At 45.1% G+C, this 11,671-nt stretch carries 11 protein-coding genes; 2 read left to right on the top strand and 9 right to left on the bottom strand.

Annotated features, from left to right (window positions below):
- Nucleotides 1–208 precede the first annotated feature (208 nt).
- The 9 genes from HYU97_11720 to HYU97_11680 form a co-directional block, all read right to left on the bottom strand.
- The gene (locus tag HYU97_11720) at nucleotides 209–1,711 is read right to left on the bottom strand and encodes a TM0106 family RecB-like putative nuclease (protein MBI2337416.1); all 1,503 of its coding nucleotides are present in this window, start codon (nucleotides 1,709–1,711) and stop codon (nucleotides 209–211) included.
- 74 nt (nucleotides 1,712–1,785) lie between these two features.
- Nucleotides 1,786–2,049, bottom strand: coding sequence for a hypothetical protein (locus HYU97_11715; protein MBI2337415.1), 264 nt, complete (start codon nucleotides 2,047–2,049; stop codon nucleotides 1,786–1,788).
- 3 nt (nucleotides 2,050–2,052) lie between these two features.
- The gene (locus HYU97_11710) at nucleotides 2,053–2,337 is read right to left on the bottom strand and encodes a hypothetical protein (protein ID MBI2337414.1); all 285 of its coding nucleotides are present in this window, start codon (nucleotides 2,335–2,337) and stop codon (nucleotides 2,053–2,055) included.
- An 11-nt stretch (nucleotides 2,338–2,348) separates the two neighbouring features.
- A complete protein-coding gene (locus tag HYU97_11705) occupies nucleotides 2,349–2,792 on the bottom strand; it encodes a hypothetical protein (GenBank protein ID MBI2337413.1) in 444 nt (147 codons plus the stop codon).
- Nucleotides 2,789–4,924, bottom strand: coding sequence for a DEAD/DEAH box helicase family protein (locus HYU97_11700; GenBank protein MBI2337412.1), 2,136 nt, complete (start codon nucleotides 4,922–4,924; stop codon nucleotides 2,789–2,791). The genes HYU97_11705 and HYU97_11700 overlap by 4 nt, the downstream gene beginning before the upstream one ends.
- 4 nt (nucleotides 4,925–4,928) lie before the next feature.
- Nucleotides 4,929–6,140, bottom strand: coding sequence for a DUF1016 family protein (locus HYU97_11695; GenBank protein MBI2337411.1), 1,212 nt, complete (start codon nucleotides 6,138–6,140; stop codon nucleotides 4,929–4,931).
- A 65-nt stretch (nucleotides 6,141–6,205) separates the two neighbouring features.
- The gene (locus tag HYU97_11690; protein ID MBI2337410.1) at nucleotides 6,206–8,143 is read right to left on the bottom strand and encodes a site-specific DNA-methyltransferase; all 1,938 of its coding nucleotides are present in this window, start codon (nucleotides 8,141–8,143) and stop codon (nucleotides 6,206–6,208) included.
- Nucleotides 8,144–8,146: 3 nt separating this feature from the next.
- Nucleotides 8,147–8,488, bottom strand: coding sequence for a hypothetical protein (locus HYU97_11685; protein MBI2337409.1), 342 nt, complete (start codon nucleotides 8,486–8,488; stop codon nucleotides 8,147–8,149).
- Between the two features lies 1 nt (nucleotide 8,489).
- Nucleotides 8,490–9,143: a hypothetical protein gene (locus tag HYU97_11680; protein MBI2337408.1), complete on the bottom strand. Its 654-nt coding sequence runs from the start codon at nucleotides 9,141–9,143 to the stop codon at nucleotides 8,490–8,492.
- Between the two features lie 406 nt (nucleotides 9,144–9,549).
- Between HYU97_11680 and HYU97_11675 the strand changes: the two genes are divergently transcribed.
- Nucleotides 9,550–10,587 (top strand): Fic family protein, encoded by a 1,038-nt coding sequence (locus HYU97_11675; protein MBI2337407.1) that lies wholly within the window; start codon nucleotides 9,550–9,552, stop codon nucleotides 10,585–10,587.
- 77 nt (nucleotides 10,588–10,664) lie between these two features.
- Nucleotides 10,665–11,669: a type I glyceraldehyde-3-phosphate dehydrogenase gene (gap, locus tag HYU97_11670; GenBank protein ID MBI2337406.1), complete on the top strand. Its 1,005-nt coding sequence runs from the start codon at nucleotides 10,665–10,667 to the stop codon at nucleotides 11,667–11,669.
- Nucleotides 11,670–11,671 lie beyond the last annotated feature (2 nt).

The following is an 11,671-nucleotide window of genomic DNA, read 5'->3' as shown; positions in this document are numbered from 1 at the left end:
TTTTGAAATTCATTCGGGACTTATCGACAGAAGAAATGAGAAAGACTCCCAGAATAAAACCACAGAATAAAATCCATTACTTTTTTCTCGGAATCAAAAATCAAATTACTAGAAATGGGCTCATCCTGATTAGCGCCTACAATACTTATAATAAATAAATTATAAGTATTTATAAGGATATAAGAGCAAGGGTCTTCTTACATCCGAATTAATTTTGCATTTTTATTAACGCATTTTTTAGAAAATACGTGGCCTGACAGTCATCTTCGTTGTAGCGGAGTATTTTCTCTTTCATGCTCGTGTTGCCATCTAGATATTCATTCATCCAGACAATAGAGGCTGCCCCACCCGCATCGTTGGCATCCCATTGAAAACCAAGAAATTTGCAAATTGCTTTGAGGCCATAGCTGGTCAGCGGCCAGTCTGTATGAGTGGCAATCAACCTACAGAGGTCAATCGCCATGCCATTTTCTGCAAATAGTCTGTCGTAGATATGTGTGTCTAGTTTGTGTTTGCTGATGAGGCGCTTAATAGTGTCCCTTTCATAATCGCCATAGTGGTAAATTGGAGTGTCAGGGTACTTATCAAAAAAAGCGAAGAGCTGTTCAGTGATGAGTTTCTCGTTTTCACGCCTGTCAGCAAAAAATGCGATATATTCCGGTTCTTTGCCTTTTTCTACAAGGAGTGCGCCATGAAGATAAACGAAATCTTGCGTGGGATCATCTTCAATGTCGAAGTGTATTTCTAAATGGGTTTCGGGAAACGTAATGGGTTGGCGAATCACTGGCTGATGAGTGATATGAAGGCGTGCACGTTCAATCGATTGGGCGGGAAGGTCAGCAGGCATACTTTTCCAAAAATAGCCTTGTTCTTTTAATGCTTGTGCTTTGCTTGTCAGCTGAGCAGTGTCTGCATTTGCCAAGTCTTCAATTGTTTCAATGCCGAGCGCTTTAAGCCCACCCTTCATGGCCTGACCTACGCGATACACAAGTGAAATGTCGTGTTTTTCATTAGCCCACTTGGTGCATGATGCTTTCCACTCACACATCCCACAATTACTGTTGATGGTAGGTTCTGCTCCAAACGCATTGCCTTGCAGATAATTTTCAAGTTGCTGAAGTGCCCATTCATAATGCATGGGTGGTTTATAGAGAGGAATGGGAAGAATGCGTGCTTTGGTTTTATAAATGTAGCCTTTATCGGGTCTTTTCCCCTGCACTTTTTCCAAGAGTTCACCGTAAAAATAGACCTGCCAAAATTGTTCCATGGGGGCTTTTTCGTTGCCATCATCCCAAGTCGCATCAATGCGGGTCAATTTAATGTCCATGGGATAGTAATGGTAATCACCTAGATTTGATTTGCCTGGAGATTTCAAAAGTAGGTCAGGCCGGCCGAGTTTGTTGCCTGAGATCAAAACCCCTTGATAGATAATATCAACACCTGCTTGCATGGCACTGAATGTCTCCTTAGCCAAAGCTTCGGATGCGGGTTTTTCAGGATCGATCGCACGAAATGATTTTTCAGAATGATCGCGCTGATACGATTCAATGACTTTTGCTTCATATTGCACACCCGAAGCCCATAGCAATTTGATCAGAGGATGAATTTCAACTTTGAGAGCTGGGTCGCCGTTGTAATCCATGAATGGCCGATAGGCGCATTTTTTGAAATTGTAGAGGTCGGTGGCAATAATATAATTTTTTTTACTCATAATAGAATCGTATGAAGAATCGTATGACGGAGGAACGTTAAACTCAATCGTTACAATGAGTTACCTTTCCTTCGTCATATGATTTTATATTCTTTCAGCAATTGTTTCGACAGCGTCGAAATAATCCGCTCGCCATACTCCGCTCGTTTACTCTGTAGGACTTCTTCACTAATCCTTTTCCCAATACGCCAATAAAGCGCAACAAGGGTATTAGTGACCGAACGAGCGACATATTTGCGCGCCTGCTCGATCAAGGCGCGAACGTCACGGACGAGGGAGCCTGATTTCACTGGCTTGCTTGGCTTTAAAGTCATCAATTGTGTTTTACGTTTTGGCATTACCTATAACCCATCATAATTTTTTAGAAAAAATTCCCATTCTCCCCACGAGCGCATCATATCAACCAATGTGTCGTTATATTTCTGTTGAGCAACTTTTTCAGGCCATCTCTCGCTGATGGCATCAGAAATGCCATCACCATGTAGATCCAGATTGTTTTCTTGAGCCATCTTGAAGATTCTTAAGAAATCATGTTTGTACCCATCTTGATGCGGACTGCCACCAATTCCATTGACCCGTTGATCAATATACTCGTGAATTTTTGTAACCAGCTCACGCTTGTCCATAAATGCTCCTTTCACAAATCTTCAAATGACCCGACCTGTTTTTTCTGCTTGTAGGAAATTCCCTCAAGCTGAGACAAACTATTATTCTTTGCAAACAATGCCCCTTTAGAATTTTCAATAAACCGGTAAACCATCCCGTGCTGTCGGCACCAGGCATCACCGGCATGCCGTTTGGCATGTGTAGAAACCCAGGCGAGAAAGCCGGCTCCTTTGGTTTCATGGATCTCCTTTGATCCGTCCGCATAGGTGACAAGAAAATCCGGAAAGTAGTGGCGCGAAATAATCCCAAAAATCTTATAAGGGATTCGAATTCCGTGGTCCTTGGTCCAAACAATCACGCCACCCATATTTTCCAATTCCAACATGTAATCCCGTTCCAGAAGGCTGTCATAAGCAGCTTCCCCATTCGGGTCTCTCTTAAGTCCTTTAAGAATTCCTCTTTTTGACTGAATCATTTCTCAGATCCTTCACCAAGAATGCCCAAGACGATTTCTGGCTTCCGAAACTCATCCAAAATCTGGGGTAAGGAAAAATGCAGTTTACGCAATTGGGCCTCCGGTGATTCGCCCAAACCACTAACCCCCTGAATGGCGAAAAGTTCGGTCAAGATCCATTCCAGTGCTTGCATCAACTTAAGCGTTTCCTCGGCTGTCTCCATCTTGAAACAAATCATCAGCGCATGATGAGGCTCATTGAGCAGGTCTGTTTGGAGTTCCCGAATTAAGTCTTCCCGTTTTTTATTCTTGTATTGACCGGCCACACTTTCATTAAGTTCCTCAATATTAACCTCTTCTTCCGGCAAGACATGAGCAGTTGTATCGCCCCCCAGCTTTTGACTTTTTATATTGGTAATTCTTTGCAGGGCCGATGATATTTTTTTTGCTAGGGGAAACTCTCGAAAATGTTTTTGCCAATTGGCGATGGGATTAACACCCTTACCCTCAATGGAAGGAAGGCTATTGAGTATATCTTCAATATCCAATTCCGGTTTCTTGTCTTCCTTCTTGGCCTCCTCCGATTCCTCTACTTTTGGCTTTTCTAGTGGAATATCTTCAATGTGAGCATCTTCCACGGCGTCGCCTGGATTCAGTGGCTTGGCGTACTTTTGAGCTGAAAGAATCTCCCAAAGCCAATCATGATTAAATGCAGGGTGGTCGATGACAAAAAGAAAATCCCGTTCGTTGGGCTGGCGAATCCTTCTTAGGCCTCGACCAATAATCTGAGGACCGTAGACCGTATAAATCCGATCACCTTTTTTCTGGTAACTGAATTTTCGGAAAAGACAGACAATGGCAATATTTCTAACATCCCAACCCTCACGTAACATCGAAACGGCGATAATAACCCGCACCTTGCGGGTTTCATGCCATAATGCCTCGTCTTCTTTACTCAAACCCTCTGGGCCTTTGCGCCCAAGAAAAAATGCTTTCCTGTTTTGCAGTTCTTCTTGTTTGCTGTGAACAAGCAATAATTCTTCTGGTTTATAGCCAAATGGGTTTTTCTGAAGAGTTTCATAAATTTTAAAAGCATCTTTTTGAGAGAGTGCAACCGTCAGCATCAACGGTTCCCATTGTGGCTTATCATCCACTCCGCGAGGGACACATTTTTTCTGATAATCTAAACAGCTTTTTGCAATTTGAAGCTGTTGTCTTCGGGCGTTATCTGCCGTGACGAAACGAACAGCGCCGCTTCGCCTCAGTTCGCTTTCGATCTGTTCCCAGGGCATTTCTTCGGCATCAAGCGTGCGAATCACCTGATTGTTTTCGTCCCACTCTTCATATTGTAGTTTGACGCTTTGGATGTCTGGTCTGGTTACTACGATCTGTTTTACCACTCCATCGCGCATGGCTTCCTGCACATGGTATTCATACAGCGGTGGGTAGGTATCAAGGTCTTGCTTATCGAGGCGGTAAGGGGTTGCCGTCAGGTCAATGCGGGCAATGGTTTTCCGGCGCAAAAGTTTTAACACTTCCCGATATTCTCCCGCCGCTGCATTATGGGCCTCATCATTGAAAATCACGAGTTCGGGTGTCACCTTGTCTGCAAGGAGAACTTCAAGGGCAGGAGAGCCCTTGCCTTCGTAAAGTTGATGGATGTTCGCGACAATGACGTTGGCATCACGGATACCGGAAGCATCACTTCCATCCCGCAGGACCTTGCACACAAGGCGCTCAGGAACCTTAGTGCAGGAGTTGAAGAAAAATGGAAACTCCCTGAATGCAAAAGCAGGGTTGCGGATCTCAAAGTCATCTTTGACCCGTTCACGAACAATGGTGTTGGGGACAAGAATCAGAAATTTTTCGCACTTACGAACCTGCCAGAAGTAGGACATTAAACCGGCCATAATGACGGTCTTGCCACCTCCGGTTACAATATCGAGAAGGCATTCCCACTTTCCTCGTACTTCACCATTGTGAATGACTCTTGCGATGGCCTCCCATTGATGGCGGTAAAGTGGTTTGGAGAAATCCTGCCCGCTGAGACGTTCTAAAAACCCTTCTGCCACCAGTCTTTGATGGTCATCCAAATTCGGAAACTGGGGCGTCTCTGTCCAGAGCCGCCATTGTAATTCTTCTTCGGTAATCATACGGTCATTTTCTCTTTTTTCTGATGGTCGGCTTTTCAAGTCGAGCGCGGTCAGATTCCACAAGTGCCTTGAGTTGTGCTACTGATGGCAGTGCCGTGAGATAACGGGAAATAAAAAGTTTGTTGTTCATTCCGGCTGTGGCGTACTCGACTTCGGTATGATCCTTGTCACTGCACAAAAGAATACCCACGGGCGGATTGTCGTTTCTGTCAGCCATATTCGCCTTGAACCAATTGAGGTAAAAGTTCATCTGACCCGCATCGGTATGACGAAAAGCCCGAACTTTGAGTTCAATCAGTAGATGACACCGCAATCGTCTGTTATAGAAGACCAAATCGACGCGGTTATGTTTGTTGTTCATGGTTATCCGAAACTGACGGGCCTCAAAACAAAAACCCGTTCCCAGTTCCAGCAGGAACCTTTGCAAGTGATTAAGCAAGGCTGTTTCAAGGTCGGTTTCGGAATATTCGGGCCGCTCCGCCAATCCGGTAAATTCCAGCACATAGGGATCACGAATGAGGTCGTCAATGGTTTCTGTTGGCGCTTTGTGCGCCTGTGTCCGGCCACGCTCAATGACCGCTTTTTTGTTCGTCGAAAGCCCTGTGCGTTCATAGAGCAGTGATTCGATTTGGCGTTGAAGCTGGCGTTTGGACCAGTTTCCTCTCAGACATTCGTTTTCGTAGAAGGCGCGTTTGACCGGATCGGCCAATCTTACAAACTCTTGTAAATGCGTCCATGAGAACCGCAGCACGGTTTCCGACTGCAAAGGAGTCACACCTTTGGTATCACTCTCTTGTATTTCATATACACCGTCTACGGAATCCCTAATGGGAACGAGCATTCTGAATGCATTCAATTTGGTCACCGCCGGCGACCAAATTGGCGCAAGGGCATTTCTAGTAGCCGGTGATTTGGCCACCGCTGGCGACCGAATCAGTGAAACTATCTGAGGATAATTCCGAAAAAATAAGCGCATGCGTCCAAGCATCTCGCGACTACAGCCAGGAACTCCTCGTGCTGCAAGGTCGACAGCCAATGTCGGCAAGAGCCGTGCGCCATATGCGGCACGATCCGCACCTTGCTGCTCAAACGTCACAATGTAAGCTCCGATGACCCAGTTGCGCAAAACCAGCGCCTGATTAACTGCTACAACGGCACGCCCCTTCATTTCCTGATGGATAGCCTGAATGGCGTCAATCAAAGTTCGGTAATTCATGGATTTCATTTTGATGTTCTTCTCCGAATTTACAACTACCGATTTTAATTTTTCTTTGGGCTTTCTCATAGATTCACAATCTTCTCTTCAATAATCCTGCAATCAGTTTCACTCACTTCGATTTGGGCGGCAACTGTGGCCTGCCCGTCAAGATTATCCTGTACTCTCGCCGCAATACTGTAAGTGCCTGACTGTGAAAAAATGTGCTCTGTTGTCAAGATGGCAGTGAAATCTCCATTCTTTCCATCTCTATTCAAAGCATGCTCTCGACTGGCAAAGCGCTTGTCATCATAGGAGAAATCCCACTGGCAGTTGATGAGCCTCGCGCCAGCACCAATAGCCCTTGCTCCTTCCAAAGCGAAAGAGACGGCCAGTTTGTTCCTGCTTGTGACAACGATTTTCCCGGCAAATGGCGCGCCGGTGAATGAGAGGAGTTGATTGAGACGATTGAATTTCAGGTCGAGATTGCTTTCACCAACATTGCGGAAAATTTTCTGCCGGAAACTCTCGCTTCCCAGGGAAATCAAATCGATTTGTAACTTGACGCCCTTGCTATTGAGTGTCTCTGCTGCCTTGCGCTTCCAACCTTCACATTGTGGATCAAAAGACCAGCCGATAATCTGAAGGATCTTATCTTCACCTTCGGCGAATTGTCGAGAATACTGTTTGACCGTGTCTTTGACGGCACCATCTACTTGAGCAAGGGTCAGCCGCTCATTAGGATCGCCCGGACCAATGGAAAGGATAATTTTGTTGTTAGCCAGGCCATGAATCCACTGAGCATGACCAGTAAAGGGCATGGCCTGATATATGGTGAGGATGAATTTTGAAAATTCATCATGGGAGATACCACGAAACTTATCTTGTGGATAACTACCGACGTAACCAACACGGATATCAGCAATATCCGCCTGTTTCATGGGTAAGGTCGGCTGGGCCTTGGTTGTAACGGTTACGCCAGAAATATTTTCAGCAATGTCAATCAACCGGCTGGCGGTGACGCTGACTGCAACGCGGGAAATATCACAGCCGATAAATCGGCGGCCTAATTTGAGAGATACAGCACCCGTTGAGCCCCCACCCATAAAAAAATCGGCAACGACATCACCAACATTGGTTGATACTTTTAAAATTCTTTCCAGTAAAGACTCTGGTTTTTGAGTCGGATATCCAATGCGTTCAAAAGCACTATTTGTAATAATTGGAATTTGCCACCAGTCGAAAGGTATGCGTCCTAAGGGATTCATCTTAACGTACATTTTATCGCCCACTTTTTTCGGTGTTGCCGACTTATGTGGAGATGAGTACGGCTCTCTTCCCTCGTCTGCATTGAATGTGTAATTTGCAGATTTACCGTAAAATAAAAGAATATCATGTTTTCGAGAATATCTATCTTGGCTTGCACCACCTGAACCATAACACCATACAATTTCGTTAATAAAATTATCGAAATCAAAAATCTTATCCATCTCACACTTGATGTAATGGGACGCATGCCAGTCACAATGAACATAGATGGAGCCCGTTGATTTGAGCACCCGCTTCATTTCCCACAAACGAGCATTGAGCCAAGCCAGATAAGAAAACATCCCATCCTGAAAAATATCGGTAAAAGAACGAACTTCATTATCGTCGCCCCAAATTTGAGTATAGGTCCGGTTGGAAAAGAAGGGCGGGTCGATGTAAATCAGATCGATTGATTCAGTGGGTAACTGGCGCAAAACGTAGAGATTGTCCCCCAGATAAAGCTGATGAGGTTCCAAGTTTGGCGAACCAAAGCTGACGTGATCATCGGGATGATGCGATGCCGGTGGAAATAATCGCGGCAATTCTAATTTTGGGAAGAGATGGCCGTAGTGCTGTTTGGCATCATACCCATATGGTGCCATCGTGGGGTCGGGCAAATGAGTCCCCGCTCGCGCTGACCGGCGCAATTTCTCAGTGGAGAAAAATTTCTCTTGAGTTGGTAGAGTCTCTTGACCCAACTTTTCTGGATTCTTCATATTCTATGTAGGCTTTCCCACACCTCTCCGTGATCTCTGACGAATCTCCTCTTTCTCTTCGTCCACGAGATCAGGATAGCGATTTATGATATTTTCTGCGTTCCCGAATGTTTTCCATTTTTCTACGGCTTCCTTGATAAGGCCGTCGATAAATCGTTTACGCTCTTCTTGTTTTGATTCCTTATGTTTTGATTGTTCGAAATCTAAAGCGCTACGAGTGATTTCTGCGCTGTGCTCCGAGGCGCGCGCGCTTATTTCAGAACTTTTTGCTGAGGCACGAGAGAAGTAAAGTCCCACTCCAGAAATACCTACTGCCAATATTGAAATCCAGTCGGACAGAGTCATATTACTTAACGCCTTTCATCATATTTTGATTTCTTTCAATAAGAGAACGGAGCCCGTGAAGATATCGGGATGGAATCCCCGCAATGATATCTTCACTATCTTTTCGGGCGATTCTATAAACAGAAACTGGATCAATTTGATTATTCCAGATTTTATTTTCTCCCGGAAGTGTGGTCCAAATGGCGATCCCTACAGGCGGTGATGACGGTGTGTAGCCGCCTGAATAAACGCGCACAATTTCTTGGGAATGAAGGACGGCTTCTTGTCGATTGCCCGTCATGTAATTAAAAACGAGTGGCCCAAAATGGAACGAATGGCGCTGCTTGTTAGTCCGCATTAAGTTGGCATCAAAAGTGTCATCAGAGATCAGATAGTTTGCCAGATAAATTGAATAGGAAGCCGTATTTTGAAGATCAATGTATTCAGGCGATTTATTAGTGGAGGAAACTTTCAATTCGATCTCACTTGTCGCCCAAACATAATAGTAAAGAGCCTGGCGAATGAAATCCGAGAGGTTGAGTCCTTGGGAAACCGCAAGGCGCTGTAATTGCTGCTTCTCCTCTTCAGGAATACGCAACATAATCCCAGTGTCTTTTGGAGCCAGCGCTCGCCCCAACATCTCAGCTAAATTCCTAGTATTTTCAGCGTTGTTCATAATGTTTTTCGGTACGTAATACGATTTGCAATGCACGTCAAGAAAAAAATAGCCCATACAATTTGTACGGGAGAAAACTCAATCAAAGATTCCCGGATGTGATCCGTCATTTTAGCTCTTTGGCCATTTGGGAGGGGGCAGTTTTCGAGGTCCTTTTTGAACCGTTGCCACGTTCGATCCGATCTCTTTCCCATGAGGGACCGAAGTCCCCGGATCCCGACCGATGATTGAATCATCGAAATCCCACCCAAAACCTGAAGGGCCTTAGGCGGCCTCATGCCACCGGTGGTAAGAATAGGATCATATGATTTCCTTTGAGAAAAATAATAGTGGTAATAATAGATGTAATGTGTAAAGATCTTGTACTTTCAAAATTCCCTGCGGATTTTGTGGAGGTTTAGAAATAATGAAAACCCTCTTCCTATTTGAAAATGAGTTGAAAGAAGTTCCGGCGACATCTGCTTGGTATATCGGTGATCTTGGCGAGGCCCGCGGGAAACAGGAACTCTTTACAAAGCAGTCGCAACAGAAGTTCAAAGTCCTGCGACAACATGCCTTGATCGAAAGCGCTGTGTCGTCTAATCGAATCGAAGGTGTAACGGTTGATCAGGACCGCGTGAAGGCTGTGGTGTTAGGTCGTGTGGCTCTGCGGGATCGTGATGAAGAAGAAGTGCGAGGATATCGCAACGCCTTGAAATGGATTCACGAGAAGAAGCCTGATATTTCAGAGAAAACGATTAAGGAGCTTCACAATCTCGCGCGAGGCAAGGCCGGAGACGCCGGGCAATATAAAACAAAAGATAGCGACATCATCGAACGCTATACCGATGGTACCTATAGCGTCCGTTTTAAAACAGTTTCCGCAAAAGAGACGCCGCAAAACATGAGCGAGCTCATCTCGCTATGGCAGGACCATATCAAAAATAGATCTGTTCACCCGCTTGTCATCCTGGCTGGATTTAATCTCGACTTTCTTTGTGTTCATCCGTTTCGGGATGGAAATGGTCGTGTCTCTCGCTTGCTTCTCTTGCTCCAACTTTATCATCTTGGTTATGAAGTTGGGCGATACATCAGTCTTGAACGGCTGATTGAGGAGAACAAGGAGCGTTATTATGAAACGCTGAAACTAAGCTCCCAAGGCTGGCACGAAGGCAAACATGGTCCCTGGCACTATGTTAACTTCATATTGTTCATTATCAAGGAAGCTTATAAAGAATTCGAGGAGCGGGCTGGTCAAATCAAAGAGCCAAAGGGGGCCAAAACAAAATTAATTGAAGCGGCAATTCGATCGTTGAAAAGCGGATTTACGGTTTCAGATCTGGAAAAATCCTGTCCCACCGTAAGCCGCGATATGATCCGACGGGTGCTCCATGATCTCAAGAAAACAAAGAAGGTTGAATGCATCGGACGTGGCCCGGGTGCCACCTGGAGGCAGAAAGGGTAATACGCTTCCCAATACAGGATTGACAGCTATCGGGGATAGGGATATTGGCTTTAGGCTTATTGAATGGAGTGACGAATATGGTACGCATTGGCATTAATGGTTTTGGGAGAATTGGTAGAAATATTATTAGGTTAGCGAGGGTTAATCCCCAATTTGAGTTGGTGATGATCAACGATCTAACCGATAGTGCAACGCTGGCTCATTTATTAAAATATGATTCGGTGCATGGGGTGTTGCCAGCCGAAGTTTCTGCCCAGGGGGATGATTTAAAATTAGATGGCAAGCCGATTCGTTGTGTTAAGCAAACCGATCCGGCGAAAATTCCCTGGGAAGATTTGGGGGTGGAGATTGTTTTGGAATGTACGGGTAGGTTTACTGATGCTGAAAAGGCCAAGGCCCATTTGAAGGGCAGTGTAAAAAAGGTGATCATTTCGGCACCTGCTAAACACGAAGATATTACGGTGGTGATGGGGGTTAATGAAGATAAATACGATCCGAAAAAACATCATATCTTGTCGAATGCTTCTTGCACGACCAATTGTTTGGCTCCGGTCGTCAAAGTTTTGCATCAACATTTGAAATTGCAGCGTGGGTTTATGACCACCATTCATGCTTACACCGGTGACCAACGTATTCATGATGCGCCCCACAACGACTTGCGGCGGGCTAGGGCCGGGGCTTTAAACCAAATCCCCACCACCACCGGAGCCGCTCGGGCCATTGGTTTGGTGATTCCCGAATTAAAGGGTAAGCTTGATGGCATGGCGATTCGGGTGCCAACCTCTAATGTGTCTTTAGTTGATTTAGTATGTGAGGTCGAAAAATCTACTTCAGTAAAAGAAGTGAATGAATTGTTCAAACAAGCGAGCCTTGGTGAATTAAAAGGTATTCTTAACTATTGCGAATTGCCGCTGGTTTCTTCAGATTATAATGGCACCACGGCTTCTTCAACCATTGATGCACTTTCAACGAATGTCATGGATGGGCGATTGGTTAAAGTGCTGGCTTGGTATGACAATGAAATTGGTTTTAGCCAAAGGATGGTTGATTTAACTCTATTGGTCGCTAAAAAGACGCTCTAATC

Source organism: Deltaproteobacteria bacterium (assembly GCA_016183235.1).
Taxonomy (GTDB): Bacteria; UBA10199; UBA10199; order DSSB01; family JACPFA01; genus JACPFA01.
Note: the sequence above shows the minus strand (reverse complement) of the source record. Positions and strands in the feature narration are given on the sequence as shown.